Source organism: Pseudodesulfovibrio sp. lm2024 (assembly GCF_051175575.1).
Lineage (GTDB): Bacteria > Desulfobacterota > Desulfovibrionia > Desulfovibrionales > Desulfovibrionaceae > Pseudodesulfovibrio > Pseudodesulfovibrio caledoniensis.
In genome coordinates this window covers 3880995-3900048 of the sequence record NZ_CP195092.1, presented here as the reverse complement: position 1 = coordinate 3900048, position 19054 = coordinate 3880995, and the positions used below count along the sequence as shown (strand labels likewise).

The window sequence follows — 19054 nt, the reverse complement described above, 5'->3', positions numbered from 1 at the left end:
AGCTATGTGGAAATACCCCGATGGATCATACAGGCAAGTACCCCCGGCCCGCGTCGAGCACGCCGGGTATATCCGCAACTTTGCGGAACTGACCAGGGCAGAGCGGGACGAGCTGGGATATAACGAGGCCGTGCCTCTCAGGCGGGAACCCTTTACCACCTATGAAACAGAGTGGACCAAGGGCGAGGACCTGATATACCGGGAAGAAGTCCTTAACCAGGTGGTGGACCAGCTGGCCAAGGACGAGGCCGAGGGCGAGAAGGTGCGGGCAGAGCGTACCCGGATGCTGCGCGCATGTGATTGGACAGTGTTACCGGACAGCCCGCTTGACTCCGAGAAACTGGCCCTATGGAGCCTGTACCGCGAGGCCTTGCGAGACGTGCCGCAACAGGACGGGTTCCCCCACGCCGTGGCGTGGCCCGAAGCGCCCGCCGCCTGAGATTGACAACGAATCATCACGCCATCCCTACCTTCCCACCTCAACACGGGGCGCGTTCCTTTCGGGGGCGCGCCCCCCTTCCAATTGGGGAAGCGGGTCAGAGGGGGAAGCCGCTGCGCGGCTACTATTGGGTGATTTCGCCTCCGGCGGGCAAGGATTCGCACCCTTGCATCCCGTTTATGCGCCTGCAGCGCAAGGGGGTTATTCGGCGGTCAGGCGAGTGATCTGTTCGCGGAATTCGGGGTAGCGGGCAATCAGTTCGGCGCGGTCGCCATGGGCGTAGTCCGCGTATTCGAAGCCCGGGGACACGGAACAGCCCATGAGCGCGAGCTCCGCGCCGGGCAGCAGGCGCAGCCCCTGCCAGCACCCTTTCGGGACCACGATCTGCGGGCGCTGTCCGGCCAGGACGTCGTTGCCGAACAGGACGGTCTCGCCCGACCCGTCCGGGTGGAGCCTGAGCATCTCGCACGGGCCGCCCGCGTAGAAGTGGAAGATCTCGTCCGAAAGGAGCCGGTGCATGTGCGAGTAGGTGTCGGGCGTGAGCAGGTAGTAGATGGCCGTGCCCAGGGCGCGCGGCCCGGCGTACCGGCTCGGCAGGACCTCGCGGGGCAGGGTCTCGTCGGCCCGGTGGGTCTCCAGGAACCAGCCGCCCTCTTCGGGGTGGGGCGTCAGGCCGAGATACTCGATGATTTCCCTGGCGGTCGGTGCGTTCACGTTCCCCCCTAGCCGTTGTAGTGGGGCGGGGGCACGTCCGCCGGTCCCGAGCTCTCGATCTCCTCGTCCAGGGCGCGGACCTTCTTGGCCAGCCGTTCCACCAGACGCCTGAGGTCCTCGATCTGCTTCTGCTGGTCGAAGATCTGGTCGCTCAACTTTTCCATCGTCCTGTCCTGGAGCGCCACCAGGCTCTCCAGCCGTTCTATTCTGTCGTCCATGCTGTCCTCCTTGCCGGGCCGAGTATGCGCCATGCGCGCGGGGTTGGCAACGGCCCGTGCGGGGCCGGTCTAGGCCCGGTTGGTCAGGTACACGCCGCTGATGACCATGACGCCGCCCACGGCCAGGGACAGGTGGATGGGTTCGTCCAGGAGCAGGAAGCCGGCGAGCACGGCAAAGGCCGGGACCATGTTGATGAAGATGCCCGCCCGGGATGCGCCGATGATGCTGATGGCCCGGTAGTACCAGTAGTAGGCCAGGGCCGTGGCCAGGAAGCCGAGAAAGATCACGCAGCCCCAGTCCACGGGGCGGACGTGGGCGAGATCTGCCACAAGCCCTTCGGCCAGGGCTGCGGGCAGGAGCATGAGGGTGCCCGTGAAGCTCGACCAGGCCACCGAGGTCAGCGGGGGCAGATGCTTCATGACCGCGCGGCCGCCCATGGTGTAGGCGGTCCAGCTGGCCACGCAGCCGAGGATCATGAAGTCGCCCCGGCTCACGCCCCCGGCCAGCAGGGCCAGCGGGTCGCCGTCCGCGATGACCACGGATACGCCGACCAGGGAGATGAGCGCCCCGGCCGAGCGCAGGGGACCGAACCGCTCCCCGCAGAACAGGGACGAAATAACGGCGATGCACACGGGCGTGCAGGCCACGATGAGCGCGGCCCGTCCGGCCGAGATGGTCTGCAGGCCGGTGAAGAAGAAATAGCTGTAGGTGAAGACTCCGGTCCCGCCCAGGAAGATCACCGGCAGGATCTGGTCGCGCTTCAGCCGGGGCAGCCGTCCGTCGGCCCGCCAGCACATGTACAGGAGGATGACCGAGGCCAGCCCGAAACGCAGGAAGGCGGCGGTCATGGGGTGCACCGACTGGGCCAGGACGCGCCCGGCCACCCAGGTGCCGCCCCACAGCATCATGCTCAACACGAGCAGGACGTAGGTGTAGGTCAGGGATTGCTTCATGGTCGGAGGGATATACTCGCGAACACGTGAATAATCCACCCCCGCGACAGGGCTTTTCCCGATGGCCTCCATCTCTCCCGGTGATGCTTCGCTATTGGGGATCGCCGCCCTTTTTCGTCCCCGCGTAGAGCTCGTATTCCAGCAGGCGGCACTCGATCTTGGCGTTCCAGAAGACCCGCCGCCGCTTGGTGCGCAGTCCCACGCACTTGGCCAGGTCCATGTTGCCGGTGAAGATGAAGCCGGTCTTGCCGCCGCAGCTCTGCTTGAAGAAATCGCCGATCCCCCTGTAGACCGCCTTGAGCGATTCGATCTCGCCCAGGCGCATGCCGTATTCCGGGTTGAGCATGACCACGCCCGCCCCCTCCGGCACCTCGGTCTGAGTGAAGTCGCAGACCTGAAACTCGATGAAGTCGCCCACCCCGGCCAGCCGGGCGTTGTCCCTGGCCGCCGCTATGGCCTCGGGGTCGTGGTCCGTGGCGATGATCCGTCCCTTGATTTCCGGGACCTCCGCATCCTCGGCCGCGCCCAGCAGGTCATCCCACGTCTCGGGGGCGTACCCGACCACGCGCATGAAGGCGAACTCGTCGCGCAAGAGCCCGGGCGCGCCGTTCATGGCCATGAGCGCGGCCTCGATGGGCAGGGTGCCGGACCCGCACATGGGCGCGATGAAATGGGCGCCCCCGGCGGCCAGCTTGGGCCAGCCCGAGGCCAGGATGCAGGCCGCCGCCAGGGTCTCCTGCATGGGTGCCTTGTGCGGCCGCTTGCGGTAGCCGCGCCGGGGCAGCGGCTCGCCCGTGGTGTCCAGATAGAGCGTGGCCCGGTTCTCGCGCCAGTGCAGGAACAGGCAGACCCCGCGCGTGTCCGGTCCCGAGTCCGGGCGGGAGCCGGTCCGTTCCGTGAACCGGTCGGCCACCGCGTCCTTGACCCGCAGTCCGGCGAAGCGCGCGTCGTTGACCGTGGTGTCGCGCACCGACGCGTCCACCCGGAAATAGCCGTCCGCAGGGATATACTCCTCCCAGGCGATCCGCTTCACCTCGCGGTACAGCTCGTCCGCGTCAAACGCCCGGAACCGCTTCAGTTCGAAGAGCACCCGGTGCCCGGTGCGCACCCACAGGTTCAGGCGCATGCAGTCGTTCAGCGAGCCGTGGACCTCCACGCCCGCGTCCAGCGGGATGGTCCGGTCAAAGCCCAGGGCGGTGAGCTCTTCCCGGAGGTACTCGGGCATGTCCCTGGGGCAGGTCACCAGGATGGGGGCTGTGTCGGTAAATTTCGTCATGATCGCTCGCGGATCCGGCCTACAGGGGACGCATGTCCCATTCGCGGGCCGGGTCGTCTTCGGGTTGGGGTTCGGGTGCCGGTTCGGCGGGCATGCCGCCGAGGTCCGACAGGGGCGCGTTCCGGGACGCGGACAGGGCCAGGAACAGGGCCAGACCGGCTACCGCGGCCGTGGACGGTTCATAGAAAAGCGGGGTGGACATGCCCTGGACAAACAGGGCGGCGGCCAGCCCCGCGCCCATGCGCGTGGGTCGCCGGAAGATCAGGATGAACAGCCCGGTCAGGCAGACCGTGGGCAGGATGGCCCCCCAGCCGAGGAGGAAGCGCAGCCAGAAGGACGGCACCTGGTTCAGGTGCGCGCCGAACAGGGCGGGCGTCTCCGTGACCAGCTCCCAGACAGGGACCATCTCGGGCGGGAAGGTGAAGGGCAGGGCGCGGTCCAGGGGCAGCCCGGCGATCAGGATGGACGGGTCCTGGGAGAACAGGACCATGGACTTGGCCCACAGCCAGTAGTCCACGTACCGGCCCATGTCCGAAGGCGTGACCGGCAGCAGGAAGGTCAGGGCCAGGGCCGCGAAACAGGCCAGGGACACGGACGCGCGCATGATCCGTCCGCCCCGGCCGAAACAGAGGTGGACCCAGGCCGCGGCGAACAGCCCGGTGCGGGACAGGGTGGCCAGCAGCCCGGCCATGATCAGGGCCCGGTACAGCGGCGCGCCCTGGTCCGGCTCGTACAGCCCGTTGTCGGCCGGTCCGGGCCTGAGCGAGGCGCATAGGCAGACCAGCAGCAGCCCGGCCAGCAGGTCGGCGTCGCCGATCCAGCGCAGGGAGGGCGCGGCCCGGTAGATGAACGCCTCGGCGGCCAGGTCCAGCACGCAGACCAGGCCGAGCACCGCGCCCCACCGTTGGAAGGCCGCCCGGTCCGGGGTCCCGAAGGTCAGAGTCCACAGCCAGCAGAAGCAGAGCATGATCGCCGGCACCAGTTCCGGAACGAAGGGCGTGACGTTTTCCAGCTGGAAGAAGATGTCCTCGTGATACAGAACCACGATGGCCGCGAGCCCGGCGAACATGACCAGCTCCATGAAGAAGCGGGCCCGCAGACGTTGGCCGGAGCGCCGGAACAGGATGGCGTGCACCGTGCCCAGGGCCGCCAGGACCAGCCAGGGCAAAAAGGGCGAACTTTCCGGGCCGGGACCGGCGAACCGCGAAAGCAGGCTCCCCAGGGGCACCGCCGCACAGGCCACGGCCAGGGGTACACCCGCCAGCCTGGACCAGGTCCGTTTCTTGGGCTGTTCCTGTTCCATACGCACCGTCAATTACCTCTTTGGGCACGGCAGGTAAAGGCGGCTCTGCGACTCGGAATAGGTTTTTCCCCAATGATTCCGGGCCATCTTTTTTCGGCCGCATGCGAAAATGCGGACTATTTCTCCGTCCGGTTTTCTAGATAATTTCTTGAAATAATTATGACATTCGGATGGGGCGGTGTTGTTTCCCGACAACCGGTTCAAATGTTTTGAAAATATTGTCCTGAGTTTGAAAATGGTATATGGTTGCGCAGTGTTGCCAAGCCTGGGGGGGGGCATGCGTGGACAGTTCTCAGTGACTGGAGAGTCCATGAAAAAGGTTGCACAGACCCTGTCCGTGAATACGGTCTTCGTTCTGTTTGTCCTGTTGTCCGCCATCGGGCCGCTGTCCGGCTGCGCCGTGGTCGCCCCGCTGCTCGGCGCGGGCGGGCTTGCGTTCGCGCCCCTGCAATACGTGTCCACCGCCTATACCATCGGCGAATTCTCCTACGAATACGCGGCCAACGACAAGACGCCCGCTCAGGTCGTCCAGGATAAGTACGACGCCATGGTCAGCGGCGAGGCCTTCGAGTTGCCCGAATATCTCCAGTCCGAGCCCGCCGGGCCCGAAGCCCCGGTCATGACCGCTCAGGCCGAAACCCCGGAGTCCTCCATGGACCAGGGCCCGGCCCTGTCCGAAGAAGCGCGCCGCAAACGGATCGAAAGTATCCTCGGCCAACGCCGCACCCAGTTCGAGCGCCTCGAAATGCGCCGCATGGCCTTCCTCCAGGCCGCCCAGCCCCGACAAAGCCTCAGCTTCAACCAGACCGCCCAAACCGGAACCCCCGACCTCGTCCAAGCCACGGGCTCGCAGGTCTCGCTGGATTGATGCGGGGGAGGGTTTAGGCGGGCCCTCGCCGGGCGGGCTTGAAAGGCATGCCTCCGGCGGCTTAAGAACCTTTTGGGAAAAAGGTTCTTAGGGTCTGTCGACATTCATTTCAACCAAATCCAAATCGCTGCAACATGTAAGAATGACATGTAGGTAGAGGCGAGCTTGTCGTATCTCGTTGCTATTCGTCTAAATTGTTTTAATTTCGCAAACATACATTCAACCATGCTGCGCTGTTTATACAGATGGCGATCGTAGTCGCGAGGTTCTTTTCTAAGAGATCGTGAAGGGATTACGGGCTGGGCTGGCATCGCTAAAATGGTGTCTACAATCTGCTGGGAATCGTATCCTTTGTCAGCAAGAACATAGTCCGCAATTTGCCCGGAAAGCAACGGTATGGCTTGTGTACAATTTGAAATATTACCTGGTGTTAGAATGAATTTGGTTGGACAGCCGAGAGGGTCTGTGCTAGCATGAACCTTGCTGGAGAACCCACCGCTAGACCTCCCGATCTGCTGGCAGAGGTGCCCCCTTTCCGCCCGCCGAATGTTGGTGGGCTCGGACGATAGAGCTGTCGATCATGAGCCACTCTGTGTCGGCATCAACTGCGAGGGTGTTGAACACCATTTGCCAAATGCCTTTCTTTGACCACCGGATGAACCTTTTGTGCACGGAAGACCATTTTCCGTAGGAAGCCGGAAGGGCTCGCCAAGGGGCGCCGGTCTTCCCTATCCATAAAACCGCATCAACGAACAGCCTGTTATCTTGAGCGGTTCTGCCACTATCGCTCTTCTTTCCTGGAAGAGAATCCTTGATCTTGTCCCACTGATCATCGCGTAAAGCATGACGTTTCTGTGCTGCTGCTTTCATGAAAAATGTTGTAGCACGGTCGCAGTCGAATGTCGACAGACCCTAAGAATCTCCCAAACTTTTTGTGTGCCTTCGGCAGTGGCGTGCGTGCGCGTGGAGTGGGTTGTTTCGCCTAGGGGTGGCGTGTGCCCGGCGCGAACGCTTCGGGACGGTTGCCCAACGCCGCAGGGGGGACGGCGTAACCTGGAAGGTCGGTTTTGCGGCGTTTCCTCACTATAAGTAACCATTCACCTTCTTGTCTTTTCTTAAAATAACATCCCGCGATTTCGGGCAGAAAAAACGGCATGCTCCTTCCGGCGAAGAAGCACGCCGTTTCGTCCGTTTTTTCTGCCCAAAATCGCCAACCGGCACGGCGGAAGGCATCCCCGGCCAGCCTTTCGCGCTTGTACGCCCCTGAGCGAAGCGAACATGGGGGTGCAGGGGGCTTTGCTCCCTGCCGGGTCCAGGGCAGCGCCCTGGTCTCCCCGAAGGGGCCGCCGGAGGCATCCCCTCCTGCCCCTCACTTCGCCGCCACCGTCAGTATCTCTTCCCAGACAGTAGTATACCGTGGCGAGCGCATTTCGCGTTTCATGCGCCAGTCGCGGGTGACGCCCGAGGCGGCGAAGGACACGGTGTCGCGGCCCCAGCGCTGGTTGACGTGGTCCACGGCGCGCATGAGCGGCCCGTCGCCGGGCCGGTGGTTGGGGGGCAGGGCGAGCAGGCTGAGCCAGCGGCCGTGTTCGGGCTCCAGGCCCGAGAGCATGACGCCGCATTTCTTGTACTGATAGCCGTGCTTGAAGATGCGTTCCATGCCGGTCTTGGCGGCCCGGATCAGGGTCGGGGTGTGGGCGGTGGCCACGGGCAGGGGCACGGACAGGGCGTTGGAGTATTGCGGCTGGCCGAGCTTGAACGTGTTGGTCTGGAGGTAGACCATGATGTTCGCGGCCACGGACCCTTGCCTGCGCAGCTTTTCGGCGGCGCGGGTGGTGTATTGGGCGGTGGCCTCGAGCATGTGGTCGAGCCGCGTGACCGGGTGGCCGAAGGAGCGCGAGGACACGATGGTCTTTTTGTCAACCGGCCCGGCCTGGAAGCCGTGGCAGGGGAAGCCGCGCAACTCCAGCAGAGTGTGCAGGCCGGTGACGGTCATCTTCCTCCGCACCCAGTCCCGTTTCAGTTCGCGGAACTTGAGCGCGTCGGTCACGCCCAGGGCGCGCAGCCGCTTGGCGTGGCGCGGGCCGATGCCCCAGACGTCGCCGATGTCGGTCCAGTGCAGCACCCGGTCCGGGTCCGGGCTGGCGGTGAGGTCGAACACGCCCCGGCTACGTTCCTGTTTCTTGGCGAACCGGTTGGCCAGCTTGGCCAGGGTCTTGGTTTGGCCGATGCCCACGGACACCGGGATGCCGGTCCAGGCCAGGACCGTGGCCCGGACCCGCCGGGCATACACCTCGGCCCCGCCCGGCACGCCGCTCAGGTCGCAGAACGCCTCGTCGATGGAATAGACCTCCACCGCCGGACAGAACTTCGACAATATCTGCATCACCCGCGCGGACAGGTCGCCGTACAAGGCATAATTGGACGAGAACACGGTCACCCCGTGGCGTTTCATCAGCGCCCGGCACTTGTAATACGGCGTGCCCATGTCGATTCCCAACGCCTTGGCCTCCGCCGAACGCGCGATCACGCACCCGTCGTTGTTCGACAAGACCACCACCGGCCGCCCGTTCAACTCCGGCCGAAACGCCCGCTCGCACGAAGCATAAAAATTGTTGCAGTCAATCAACGCATAACTGGCCATGTGCGGTGCCTCCGGCGGCCGGGGGAAGGGGGAAAGGGAACCCTTTGAAAAGGGCTTCCCTTTCCCCCTTCCCCCGGACCCCCATCCCCCTTTCCTTCCTAAACTTTATATATCCGCCTTCGGCGGGGCGGGGTGTGCCGAACCAACCTTCGCCCAACCATAAGCCAAGGCCTGGACACCTTCCCCCCTGGAGCGATTCGGGTGCTTCAGCACCCGACAGCGGCTCAGTCCCCCGCGCTCGGAAGCCGCCTCCCGCCCCCGCGCCTAAACCTTATGAACTACGTGGAGGACGACGCCCCAGACCTGAAAATCCGTCTCCTCCGAGAGCGGGATGGAGTCGTACTCCGGGTTTTCCGGGGCGAGCTCCAGGCCTATCGCCGTCCGCTTCAACCGCTTCACCGTGAACTCCCCATCCACCAACGCAATAACAACATTCCCCGGCTTGGGGTTCAGGGAGCGGTCCACCACCAACAGGTCGCCGTGGTGGATGCCCGCCCCGATCATGGAGTCGCCGGACACGCGCACGAAATAGGTCGCCTCCGGACGCGCCACCAGGTGCTCGTTCAGGTCCAGCCGCTTTTCCAGATACTCCTCGGCGGGCGACGGGAACCCGGCCGGGACCGACTCCCCGGCCAGGGGCACGGCCAGCCGCGATCCGAAATCCGGCCGGGCCACGGCCCGCACCCACCGGCCCCCCGGCAACGCCGTATGCAGACAGGAATCCATAAATTATCCTTTAATGTCAATTTTGATAAAACATTTTCTGCGATGTAGATCAAATTGTCAATATTAATAAAACAAGAAGTTGGCGGGCGGGGTGGGGGCAGGGCCCGGAAAATGGCGGCGCGCCGGGCCGGGCGGCTTGCAATCGCGGCTGAAATCATGCACGTTTTTTGCGCTATACCACTACATGCGGCCCATGGACGGCCGATACAATGTTTCCATATCGGAGGAAAGATGAAGCGACGCGACTTTTTGAGCAAGGCGGCCATCGCCGGTCTTGCGGGTGGCACGGCCTTGCTGGCGGCCTGCAACGACGACACCAAGAAAACGGGCGAGGCCAATCAGGCCGCTGCCCCGGCCCAGGTCGGCAAGACCGTGCACTGGAAGATGGTCACCACCTGGCCGCCCAAGTTCCCCATCCTGCAGACCGGGGCCGAGGACCTGGCCAAGCGGGTCGAGGTCATGAGCAACGGCCGCATGAAGATCGACGTCTACGCGGCCAACGAGCTGGTGCCCGGCCTGGGCGTGTTCGACGCCGTGTCCCAGGGCACCGCCGAGTGCGGTTCCGGCTCCCCCTACTACTGGGCGGGCAAGGACCCGGCGTGCCAGTGGTTTTCCGCCGTGCCCTTCGGCCTGAACGCCCAGGGCCTGAACGCCTGGTTCTACTCCGGCGGCGGCCTGGACCTGTGGGACGAGGTCTACGGACAGTTCAACCTCATCGGCCGCCCCATGGGCAACACCGGCGTGCAGATGGCCGGTTGGTTCAACCGCGAGATCAACTCCATCGATGATTTCAAGGGCCTCAAGATGCGCATCCCCGGCCTGGGCGGCAAGGTCATCGCCCGCGCGGGCGGCACGGTCGTGCTCCTGCCCGGCGGCGAGATTTTCACCTCGCTGGAGCGCGGCGTGATCGACGCCACCGAATGGGTCGGCCCCCTGCACGACCTGCGCATGGGCTTCTACCAGGCCGCCAAGTACTACTACACCCCGGGCTGGCACGAGGGCGGCAGCTGCCTGGACGTCATGTTCAACAAGGACAAGTTCAACGCCCTGCCCTCGGACCTCAAGGCCATCTGCGAGGCCGCCGCGGCCCAGACCAACATGCAGGCCCTGTGCGACTTCGAGGCCCAGAACGGCGCGGCCCTGAAGGAACTGGTCGAGAAGCACCACGTCGAGGTGCGCAAGCTCACCCCCGAGACCCTGGCCGACCTGCGCGTCCTGGCCCGCGAAGTGGTTGCCGAAGAGGCCGCCAAGTCGCCCCTGGCCACCAAGGTCGCCAAGGGCTTCAACGAGTTCCAGAAGCAGTGGGGCTCCTGGGCCGACGTTTCGTCGCGCACGTACTTCGACACCATGTCCATCGGGGCGTAAGTCCGGCGCATCGGCGCAAAAACAAGGCGCGGCTGCCCCTTCGGGTGGCCGCGTCTTTTTTTGCGCCTTGCGCCGGAGTGTCGGCTTCGGATAGCGGCGGATCTGCGCATTTTTCGAGGCAACGTCCGATCCTCACATAGAGGGACTACGCTGCGGTCGGCCGTCCCCTCGAAAAATGCACATCTCCACCACTCTCCAAAGCCTCGGTGCGGCGATGGGGGCGTGCGGGCGCGGGTGAGGCGCTGGCGGCATGGCGCTGCGCTGGTGCCGCTAGGGAGTGTGTACGTGGACGTTGCTGGCGCAACGTTGGGTTGGGGGCGGCTGTGTTCCTTACGCGCCGGGGGCCTTGGCTGGGGTTCGCTGGGGGAGGAGGGCGGCGGCGGACAGGGCGAGGGAGAGGCCGACCCCGGCGAAGCTGAAGAGTTTGAGGCCGGTCCAGGCGGCGGCGATGCCCAGGGTGCCGCCGGCGAGCATGGCCAGGAGCATGGTGCGCGGGTTGATGGAGCGCTTTTCCCAGGCCAGGATGGCCACGAACATGGGGGCGACCACGCCGCAGACGTAGATGTCGTTGGCCGCCAGGAGCAGGGACAGGATGGAGCCGCCGGACTTGGCCACCACCAGCGCGCCCAGGCCGATGCCGAGCATGAGCAGGCGGCAGCGGGCCGTGCTCTTGCCGCCGATGAGGTCGTGCTCCAGGATGGTGGCCGCCGTGATCAGGCAGGAGTCGGCCGACGAGACGATGGCCGAGAGCAGGGCGAAGATGAGCGCGGTTCCGGACCAGGCGGGCATGACCGAGGGCACGATCTGGGTCAGGATGGAGTCCGCGTCCGTCCCGGCCGGGGCCAGTCCCCGGGCGAACAGGCCGATGCAGACGATGAGCACGGCGGACAGGGCGATGCCCGCGCTGCCGAACAGCGCGCTCCGCCTGGCCTGTTGCTCGGTGCGGGCCGAGAAGAGCCGCCCGAAGAGCATGGGGCAGACCACGTAGCTGCCGCCCACGATGAGCATGAAATAGGTCCACTTGGACATCGGGAACGCTTCGTTGGTCCACTGCAGGTCCATGTCGGCCAGGGAGACCGGGGAGGCCGTGGCCGTGTAGTACAGGGCCAGGCCGAGGCCGCCCGCGACCAGGCCGTACTGGACCACGTCGCTCTTCATGATCGAATTCTGCCCGCCGAGCAGGGTGTAGGCGGTGATGGCCGCCGCGCAGCTGATCAGGGCCGTGGAGTAGTCCATGCCGGACAGGGCGGTGGCCGCCTTGGCCGCGGCGATGTACTGGGCGGCCAGGATCGAGGCCCAGGCCGGGACGATGATCAATGCGGTCAGCCTGCGCGTGGCGGGCGAGATGAATTTCTCGGCCATGTCGGGCAGGGTGCAGACCCCGCTCTTGCGCACCTTGGCCGCCAGCAGGGTGCCGAGCACGAGCAGTCCGGCCGCGCCCGAGCCGAGCCACCAGAAAGCGGGCGTTCCGGCCGAGAAGGCCAGGCCGGTCATGCCGATGGTCGCCGACGCGCCCACGCAGGAGGCCACGATGGACACTCCGACCACGCCCGCGCCGCGATGCCGTCCGGCCACGGCGAAGTCCTCGAAGTCCTTGCGCTTGGCGTATTCGTAAACACCCATTCCGATGAACAGGGCGAAATAGAGGGCGAGCAGGGTCATGGCGGTCTCCTTATTGGTGGGCGCGGGCCGTGATGGCGTCGCGAATGGACGAGCCGAGGCGGGCGGTCTCGTCCCGGTTGATGATGTACGGGGGCATGGCGTAGATGAGTCTGCCGAAGGGCCGCAGCCACACGCCGTGGCCCACGAAAAAGGCTTGCAGGCGCGGCACGTTGACCGGGGTCTTCATCTCGATCACGCCGATGGCTCCGAGGACCCGGACGTCGGCCACGCCCGGCAGCTCGCGGCAGGGGCCGAAACTTTCATTGAGCCACCCTTCCACCGCGCGGACCCGGCCCTGCCAGTCCGTGCGCCGGAGTATGCCCAGGCTGGCCCGGGCCACGGCGCAGGCTAGCGGGTTGCCCATGAAGGTCGGGCCGTGCATGAACACGCCGCCGTCTTGGGAGATGGTCCGGGCCACGTTCCCGGTGGCCAGGGTGGCGGCCAGGGTCATGGTCCCGCCGGTCAGGGCCTTGCCCACGCACAGTATGTCGGGCGTCACGGAGCTCCACTGACAGGCGAACAGTCTGCCGGTTCGGCCGAACCCAGTGGCGATCTCATCCAGGATGAGCAGCACGCCGTGCTCGTCGGCAAGTCGGCGCAGTCGGCGCAGGTACTCCGGGTGGTGGAAGCGCATGCCGCCCGCGCCCTGGACGATGGGCTCCACGATGACGGCCGCGATCTCGGCCTGCCGTTCCCGGAATATGCGTTCCGTCTCCCGGAAGCACTCGGGGTCGAACGGCTCGTGGAACGGGCAGTCCGGCACGGGCGCGAAAATCTGTTCGGGCAGCAGGCCGGAAAAGAGATGGTGCATGCCGTTGTCCGGGTCGCACACCGACATGGCCCCGCAGGTGTCGCCGTGGTACCCGCCGCGCACGGTGAACAGCTTGGTGCGTCCGGTCTCTCCCTTGGCCTGCATGTATTGCAGGGCCATCTTGATGGCCGCCTCCACGCTGACCGAGCCGGAATCGGCCAGGAAGACGTGCTCCAGGCCGTCGGGCGCCATGTCCAGGAGATCGCGGCACAAACCGATGGCCGGGTCGTGGGTCAGGCCGCCGAACATGACGTGGGGCAGGCGGCCCAGCTGGGCGCGGGCGGCCTGAAGGAGTTCCGGGCGTCCGTAGCCGTGGATGGCGCACCACCAGGAGGCCATGCCGTCGATCAGCTCGCGGCCGTCGTCCAGGACGAGACGCGCGCCTCGGGCCGAGCGGACCTTGTTCACGGGCAGGGGGGCCAGGGCCGAGGTGTACGGGTGCCAGATGTGGTCCCGGTCGAAATCGAGTCCCTCGTCCACAGTCCGGGGCTGCGGCAGCCGGTCCAGAGCCCGGGCCGCGTGGGCCGTGATCTCGGCCACCGGCGCGCCGGGCAGGTGCGGGATGTCCGCCAGGATGGGCGCGTCGCACAGCTCGGCGAGTATTTTGACGTTGTCCCGGCGCAGCCATTCGTCCCCATCCGTCGGCGGCGTCGCGTTGGTCATGACCAGACCGGCCACGTCCAGGCCGCGTCCGCGCAGGATTTCCACGGTCATGAGCGCGTGGTTGACCGCGCCCAGCCGGTTGTCGGCCACCACGATGACCGGCAGGTCGAGCCGCGCCATCAGGTCGAGCATGGTCAGTCCGTTGCCCAGGGGCACGGCGCAACCGCCCGCGCCCTCCACGAGCACGGTGTCGTAACCGTTGGCCAGCGCTTCGAGCCCGGCGGCGAGCTCGTCGGGGTCGAGCGTCTCTCCGGCCATTTCGGCGGCCAGGTGCGGGGAGCAGGCCGGGACGAACTCGCGGCAGCACGCCTCGGGGTAGCCGTCCGGGAAGTATCCGTCGGCGAACCGGGCGTAGACCGCCGGGTCTTCGACCATGAGGCGGCCGTCCCGTTCCGGGCAGCCGGTCTGGACCGGCTTCAGGGCCACGGCGTTGCGTCCGGCGTCCAGCAGGGCCCGGAGCAGGGCGGCGGTGGCCAGTGTCTTGCCGACGTCGGTGTCGGTGCCGGTGATGAAGTATCCGTTCATGGCAAATGGCGGTTTCGTGCCGGGAGGCGGTTCCCGGCGCAGGGGCGCAACCCTACATCCCCTGGCGGATTAGGGCAAGCCGGGTCGGGATAATATGATATAAACAGCTGTTTATATTGATATGTGATGCGATGGTCAGGCGTCGAGTCGGCGTGAAAAAGCCCCTGCCCACAGGGGGCAGGGGCTTGTTTTTTCAGGCCGTTAATCGCCGAAGACCACGGTGGGGAGCCAGGTGGCCAGCTCCGGGAAGATGATCACCAGCCCCAGGCCCAGGAGCTGGAGCAGGACAAAGGGGATGATGCCCTTGTATATCTGCCCGGTGCGCACGTACGGCGGGGCCACGCCCTTGAGGAAGAAGAGCGAGAAGCCGAACGGCGGGGTCATGAACGAGGTCTGCAGGTTGATGGCGAACAGGATGGCGAACCACAGGGGGTTGAAGCCGAAGTCGTGCATGATCGGGGCCAGCACCGGGATGTGGATGAAGGTGATCTCGATGAAGTCCAGGAAGAAGCCGATGACGAAGATGATCGTCATGACGATGAGCATCACGGTCCATTTCCCGAAGGCCAGGTGGGTGATGTAGTCGCGGATGACGTGGTCGCCGCCCAGTCCCCGGAAGACCAGGCCGAAGGCGCCCGCGCCCACCAGGATGATGAATACCATGGAGGTCAGCACCGTGGTGGTCATCATGGTCTCGCGCAGACGGGCGAAGGTGAACCGCCGGTTGACCATGGACAGGATCACCGCGCCGGACGCGCCCACGGCCGCCGCCTCGGTGGGCGAGGCCACGCCCGCGAAGATGGAGCCGAGCACGCAGGTCATCAGCAAGAGCGGCGGCACCAGCGCCTTGAAGACCCGTTTCCACAGCCCGGCGGCCAGGATCGCCTGCCACTCGTCGTCCGGGATGGTCGGGGCGCAGGCCTTGTTGAAGTGCGAGTAGACGATGATGTAGACGCAGTACAGGCCGACCAGGAGCATGCCCGGAATGACCGCGCCCATGAACAGGTCGCCCACGGACACGCCGATGATGTCGCCCAAGAGCACAAGCACGATGGACGGCGGGATGATCTGCCCGAGCGTGCCCGAGGCCGCGATCACGCCCGTTGCCAGTTCGGTCTGGTAGCCGCGCCGGAGCATGGTCGGCAGGGAGATCAGCCCCATGGTCACCACGGTGGCCCCGACGATGCCGGTGGACGCGCCGAGCAGCATGCCCACGATGACCACGGACACGGCCAGGCCGCCGCACATGCGCCCGAAGAGCAGGGCCATGGTCTCGAGCAGATCCTCGGCCAGCCCCGACCGTTCGAGCATCACCCCCATGAAGATGAACAGGGGCACGGCCAGCAGGGTCTGGTTGGTCATGGTGCCCCAGATGCGCATGGGCAGCAGGTTGAAGAGGTCCCAGCCGAAACCGATGAAGCCGAAGACCAGGGAGGTGCCGAGCAGGGTGAAGGCCACGGGAAAGCCGACCATCAAAAGCAGGGTCAGGACCCCGAACATGATCAGGGGGAGCGCTTCCATCATCTACGCGCCCTCCACTTCGGCCGGGTGGGCCTTTTCCGTGGTTCCGGGGGCTGGTTCATACGGCCTGCCGATGATCTCCAGGAAGGCCTTGACGCCCATGGACACGCCCTGCAGGGCGACCAGGACGAAGCCGATGAGGATAAACGCCTTGAGCATGTAGCGGGCCGGGAGCCCGCCGGGGTCGGGCGACCCCTCGTGGATGGCCAGGGACATGCTGAAGAACTTCCAGGAGGTGCCAAGGACCAGGAAGGAACCGGGCAGCAGGAAAAAGATCACGCCGAGAAAATTGATCCAGGCCCGGGCCTTGCGGCTGAGGCGCTGGTAGATGACGTCCACGCGCACGTGTTCGTCCTTGAGCAGGGTGTAGCCCGCGCCGAGCAGGAACATGGCCCCGAACAGGTGCCATTCCAGTTCCTGGACCGCCACGAAGGTGGTATCGAACGCGTATCGCATGATCACGTCCCCGGTCACCACCACGACCATGAGCAGGGAGATGTACCCCGCCAGTTTGCCGACCCATTCGTTGAGCCGGTCGATGCTTCGCACTAAACCGAGCAGAATTGCCATCGAAATCCTTCCTTGAAAAGCGGCGACGTGTCGCCAGATAACGAATTATATGAAAGCATTGCCAGGCGGCGCTCACGCGGGGCCGGCCTCAATGCCCTTACGGGTTGTGCAAAGATTGGTGCAACCTAGCAGAACTGCGGTGGGTTGTAAAAAGATAGAAAGGGCGGAGGGCGGCTGAAAGCCAGGCATGGCGGGGGCTGCCGGGCGGTTCGTATGCGCGGCTTTTTGCTCCGGCTGCCGATGAATGTATCCGGGTGACGGGCCCGCGACAGGGAAAAACCGGGCCGGGAACGGTTTTCCGCCGCATAAGGACGAAAAAAGCCCGGCCCGACATCTGTCGGGCCGGGCGTCATTCGCTTCAGGGAAGCCCCTCCCTAGTAGTGCAGATCATCCTCGGTCATGGCCGTGGCGAACCGCTTGTAGACCCAGGCCTGGTAGCCGATGACGATGGGCACGAAGACCAAGGCCACGCCGAGCATGATTTGCAGCGTCAGGGGGCTCGACGCCGAGTTCATGATGGTCAGGCTGTTGGCCGGGTTGGGGTTGGACGGGATGATCGCCGGGAAGATCCCGACCACGCCGAACAGGGCCGTGCCGCCGATGTACAGGCCGCTGGCGGCCCAGGCCATCCAGTACTTGCCCGCGCCGAGGTAGGTGCGCATGAGCACCAGACCGGCCACGGGCAGCAGCAGGATGACGAACAGCACCGGGTAGACCAGGTAGTTGGCGAACAGCTGCGTGGACATGGCGGTGTAGGCCAGGAACAGCACGGTCAGGACGACCACGCCGGGCCACAGCTTGGTGGCCACGTTTTCCGCCCGCGCCTTGAGCTCGCCGGTGGTGCGGATGCACAGCCACAGGGCCCCGTGCATCATGAAGATGGTCACGAACAGGATGCCGCCCGCGATGCCGTACGGGTTGAGCAGGCCGAACAGTCCGGCCTGGGAGAACCCGGTCTCGTCCAGGGGGATGCCCTGGAAGATGTTGCCGAAGGCCACGCCGAGCAGCAGGGCGGGCAGGAAGGAGCAGACCGCGTGGGCGGTGTCCCAGGCCTTTTTCCAGGCCGGGCTCTCCACCTTGGAGCGGAACTCGAAGGACACGCCGCGCACGATCAGGGTGAACAGGAGCAGCATGAGCGCCAGGTACAACCCGCTGAACATCTGCGCGTAGGCGTAGGGGAAGGCGGCGAAGGTCACGCCGCCGGCCGAGATGAGCCAGACTTCGTTGCCGTCCCAGAAGGGACCGGTGGAGTTGAGGATGGCCCTTTTATCGCCCTCGGACCGGGCCAGGAAGGGCAGCAGGGTGCCCACGCCCAGGTCGAAGCCGTCGAGGATGAAGTAGACGGCCCAGAGCACACCCCAGAGGACGAACCAAATCATCGCCAGGTAGTAGTGCAGCGAACCGGTTTCCATCAAAGTAGTCATAGATTTTCTCCTTTATTCGCTGGGATTAGGCCTGGATGGGCGTGTTGTCCTCGGGACCCTTCTTGGCCAGCTTGACCATCAGCCAGATGCCGATGGCGCCGAGCAGGGCGTAGAGAATGGTCATGAGCACCAGGGTGAAGCCCACCTCACCGGCTCCCACCGGGGAGACCGCGTCCGAGGTGCGCATGAGCCCGTAGACGATCCACGGCTGGCGGCCGACCTCGGTCAGCGTCCAGCCTGCCCACAACGCGAAGTAGGGCAGCGGGATACAGAAGGGCAGCACCTTGAGCAGACGGGGATAGTTGTCCAGCTTGTTGCGCACCAGGAAGCCGAAGCCGGCCAACAGGATGAACAGGGTGCCCAGGCCGACCATCAGCCGGAAGGAGAGGAAGGACAGGACCACGGGAGGCCGGTCTTCCTTGGGGAAGTCGTTCAGTCCCTTCACCTCGGCGTTGAAGTCGTTGTAGGCCAAGAAGCTCAGCACGCCGGGCAGGGGCAGGGCCTCGAGCACGTTGCCGTCCTCGCCGGGAATGAGCAGGAGATACATGGGAGCGTTTTTCTGGGTCTCCCAGTGGGACTCCATGGCCGCCAGCTTGGCGGGCTGGGTGTCGGACAGGTTGTTGCCGTGGATGTGGCCTTCGGCCGCGGTGAACAGGGCGAAGACCAGGGCCACGGAGATGCCCAGGTTGAAGGATTTCTGGAAGAACTCGGTGTTGCTCTTGCGCAGCAGGTGCCAGGCGGAGATGCCGACGATGAAGAATCCCGCCAGGAGCAGGGACGCCGGGACCACGTGGAAGAACTCGAGCCAGGCGTACTTGTTGGTGATGACCGCGAAGAAGTCGGTCAGCTCGGCCCGGCCGTTGCGCAGAACGTAGCCCACGGGATTCTGCATGAACCCGTTGGCGATGAGAATCCAGATGGCCGACAGGTTGGAGGCTCCGGCCACCAGCCAGGCGGTGATGGCGTGGGCCTTGGGCGAGAGCTTGTCCCATCCGAAGTGCCAGACGCCGATAAAGGTGGATTCAAGGAAGAAGGCCGCCGTGGCCTCGATGGCCAGCAGCGAACCGAAGATGTCGCCCACGTACATGGAGTAGCGGGACCAGTTGGTGCCGAACTGGAACTCCAGGGTGATGCCGGTGACCACGCCGAGCGCGAAGTTCACCAGAAACAGTTTCCCCCAGAACTTGGCCATCTTTTTGTACACCTCGTTGCCGGTGCGTACGTAGGCCGTTTCCATGCACGCGATGAGGACGGACAACCCCAGCGTCAGCGGCACGAAAATGAAGTGGAACATGGTGGCTGCGGCGAATTGCAGCCGGGAAAGCATCAGCACATCCATACAAACCCCCTTGTGGATATTGCTTTGACATA

General features: G+C 65.1%; 17 protein-coding genes. 3 read left to right on the top strand and 14 right to left on the bottom strand.

Annotated elements, in window-relative coordinates; translation table 11 throughout:
- Positions 1-4 precede the first annotated feature (4 nt).
- Positions 5-439 (top strand): tail fiber assembly protein, encoded by a 435-nt coding sequence (locus tag ACR42D_RS18170; protein ID WP_484568195.1) that lies wholly within the window; start codon positions 5-7, stop codon positions 437-439.
- A 201-nt stretch (positions 440-640) separates the two neighbouring features.
- Here the strand turns inward: ACR42D_RS18170 and ACR42D_RS18165 are convergent, their stop codons facing one another.
- From ACR42D_RS18165 to ACR42D_RS18145, 5 genes are all read right to left on the bottom strand, one after another.
- Positions 641-1153, bottom strand: coding sequence for a cupin domain-containing protein (locus tag ACR42D_RS18165; protein WP_484568194.1), 513 nt, complete (start codon positions 1151-1153; stop codon positions 641-643).
- Between the two features lie 8 nt (positions 1154-1161).
- Positions 1162-1371, bottom strand: coding sequence for a SlyX family protein (locus tag ACR42D_RS18160; protein ID WP_084641246.1), 210 nt, complete (start codon positions 1369-1371; stop codon positions 1162-1164).
- 69 nt (positions 1372-1440) lie between these two features.
- Entirely contained in the window at positions 1441-2325 is an 885-nt protein-coding gene (locus ACR42D_RS18155; RefSeq protein ID WP_484568193.1) for a DMT family transporter, read from the bottom strand.
- Between the two features lie 91 nt (positions 2326-2416).
- A complete protein-coding gene (locus ACR42D_RS18150) occupies positions 2417-3601 on the bottom strand; it encodes a THUMP domain-containing class I SAM-dependent RNA methyltransferase (protein ID WP_484568192.1) in 1185 nt (394 codons plus the stop codon).
- Positions 3602-3620: 19 nt separating this feature from the next.
- Positions 3621-4904, bottom strand: coding sequence for a hypothetical protein (locus ACR42D_RS18145; protein ID WP_484568191.1), 1284 nt, complete (start codon positions 4902-4904; stop codon positions 3621-3623).
- Positions 4905-5214: 310 nt separating this feature from the next.
- On the opposite strand from ACR42D_RS18145, the gene ACR42D_RS18140 reads away from it, so the two are divergent.
- Complete coding sequence (locus ACR42D_RS18140; protein WP_484568190.1) at positions 5215-5772, top strand: hypothetical protein; 558 nt, start codon at positions 5215-5217, stop codon at positions 5770-5772.
- 104 nt (positions 5773-5876) lie between these two features.
- Here the strand turns inward: ACR42D_RS18140 and ACR42D_RS18135 are convergent.
- The 3 genes from ACR42D_RS18135 to ACR42D_RS18125 all read right to left on the bottom strand — a co-directional run bounded on the left by ACR42D_RS18135 (position 5877) and on the right by ACR42D_RS18125 (position 9142).
- Positions 5877-6642, bottom strand: a protein-coding gene (locus ACR42D_RS18135; RefSeq protein WP_484568189.1) for an IS5 family transposase whose coding sequence is annotated in 2 segments (ribosomal slippage) — positions 5877-6291 and positions 6290-6642 — 768 coding nt in all. Because the reading frame shifts where the segments join, the coding sequence is not laid out codon by codon here.
- 499 nt (positions 6643-7141) lie between these two features.
- Positions 7142-8416, bottom strand: coding sequence for a Y-family DNA polymerase (locus tag ACR42D_RS18130; protein WP_484568188.1), 1275 nt, complete (start codon positions 8414-8416; stop codon positions 7142-7144).
- A 264-nt stretch (positions 8417-8680) separates the two neighbouring features.
- Positions 8681-9142, bottom strand: coding sequence for a LexA family protein (locus ACR42D_RS18125; protein WP_484568187.1), 462 nt, complete (start codon positions 9140-9142; stop codon positions 8681-8683).
- 231 nt (positions 9143-9373) lie between these two features.
- Here ACR42D_RS18125 and ACR42D_RS18120 point away from each other — a divergent pair, with 231 nt between their 5' ends.
- Positions 9374-10507, top strand: coding sequence for a TRAP transporter substrate-binding protein (locus tag ACR42D_RS18120; RefSeq protein ID WP_484568186.1), 1134 nt, complete (start codon positions 9374-9376; stop codon positions 10505-10507).
- A gap of 330 nt (positions 10508-10837) precedes the next feature.
- Here the strand turns inward: ACR42D_RS18120 and ACR42D_RS18115 are convergent, their stop codons facing one another.
- The 6 genes from ACR42D_RS18115 to ACR42D_RS18090 form a co-directional block, all read right to left on the bottom strand.
- Positions 10838-12169 (bottom strand): sodium:solute symporter family protein, encoded by a 1332-nt coding sequence (locus ACR42D_RS18115; RefSeq protein ID WP_484568185.1) that lies wholly within the window; start codon positions 12167-12169, stop codon positions 10838-10840.
- A gap of 10 nt (positions 12170-12179) precedes the next feature.
- Positions 12180-14168 carry an adenosylmethionine--8-amino-7-oxononanoate transaminase gene (gene bioA, locus ACR42D_RS18110; protein WP_484568184.1) on the bottom strand — a complete coding sequence of 663 codons (1989 nt, stop codon included), beginning with the start codon at positions 14166-14168 and terminating at the stop codon, positions 12180-12182.
- 201 nt (positions 14169-14369) lie between these two features.
- Positions 14370-15692 (bottom strand): TRAP transporter large permease, encoded by a 1323-nt coding sequence (locus ACR42D_RS18105; protein ID WP_484568183.1) that lies wholly within the window; start codon positions 15690-15692, stop codon positions 14370-14372.
- Positions 15693-16259 carry a TRAP transporter small permease subunit gene (locus ACR42D_RS18100; RefSeq protein WP_484568182.1) on the bottom strand — a complete coding sequence of 189 codons (567 nt, stop codon included), beginning with the start codon at positions 16257-16259 and terminating at the stop codon, positions 15693-15695. It lies immediately after the preceding gene.
- Between the two features lie 374 nt (positions 16260-16633).
- Positions 16634-17683: a cytochrome d ubiquinol oxidase subunit II gene (cydB, locus tag ACR42D_RS18095; RefSeq protein WP_484568181.1), complete on the bottom strand. Its 1050-nt coding sequence runs from the start codon at positions 17681-17683 to the stop codon at positions 16634-16636.
- A gap of 25 nt (positions 17684-17708) precedes the next feature.
- Complete coding sequence (locus ACR42D_RS18090) at positions 17709-19022, bottom strand: cytochrome ubiquinol oxidase subunit I (RefSeq protein WP_484568180.1); 1314 nt, start codon at positions 19020-19022, stop codon at positions 17709-17711.
- Between the last annotated feature and the right edge of the window lie 32 nt (positions 19023-19054).

Coding starts and splice junctions, on each gene's coding strand:
- ACR42D_RS18170 (WP_484568195.1), top strand. CDS start 5: ATGTGGAAATACCCCGATGGATCATACAGGCAAGTACCCCCGGCCCGC.
- ACR42D_RS18160 (WP_084641246.1), bottom strand. CDS start 1,371: ATGGACGACAGAATAGAACGGCTGGAGAGCCTGGTGGCGCTCCAGGAC.
- ACR42D_RS18155 (WP_484568193.1), bottom strand. CDS start 2,325: ATGAAGCAATCCCTGACCTACACCTACGTCCTGCTCGTGTTGAGCATG.
- ACR42D_RS18150 (WP_484568192.1), bottom strand. CDS start 3,601: ATGACGAAATTTACCGACACAGCCCCCATCCTGGTGACCTGCCCCAGG.
- ACR42D_RS18145 (WP_484568191.1), bottom strand. CDS start 4,904: ATGGAACAGGAACAGCCCAAGAAACGGACCTGGTCCAGGCTGGCGGGT.
- ACR42D_RS18140 (WP_484568190.1), top strand. CDS start 5,215: ATGAAAAAGGTTGCACAGACCCTGTCCGTGAATACGGTCTTCGTTCTG.
- ACR42D_RS18130 (WP_484568188.1), bottom strand. CDS start 8,416: ATGGCCAGTTATGCGTTGATTGACTGCAACAATTTTTATGCTTCGTGC.
- ACR42D_RS18125 (WP_484568187.1), bottom strand. CDS start 9,142: ATGGATTCCTGTCTGCATACGGCGTTGCCGGGGGGCCGGTGGGTGCGG.
- ACR42D_RS18120 (WP_484568186.1), top strand. CDS start 9,374: ATGAAGCGACGCGACTTTTTGAGCAAGGCGGCCATCGCCGGTCTTGCG.
- ACR42D_RS18115 (WP_484568185.1), bottom strand. CDS start 12,169: ATGACCCTGCTCGCCCTCTATTTCGCCCTGTTCATCGGAATGGGTGTT.
- bioA (WP_484568184.1), bottom strand. CDS start 14,168: ATGAACGGATACTTCATCACCGGCACCGACACCGACGTCGGCAAGACA.
- ACR42D_RS18105 (WP_484568183.1), bottom strand. CDS start 15,692: ATGATGGAAGCGCTCCCCCTGATCATGTTCGGGGTCCTGACCCTGCTT.
- ACR42D_RS18100 (WP_484568182.1), bottom strand. CDS start 16,259: ATGGCAATTCTGCTCGGTTTAGTGCGAAGCATCGACCGGCTCAACGAA.
- cydB (WP_484568181.1), bottom strand. CDS start 17,683: ATGACTACTTTGATGGAAACCGGTTCGCTGCACTACTACCTGGCGATG.
- ACR42D_RS18090 (WP_484568180.1), bottom strand. CDS start 19,022: ATGGATGTGCTGATGCTTTCCCGGCTGCAATTCGCCGCAGCCACCATG.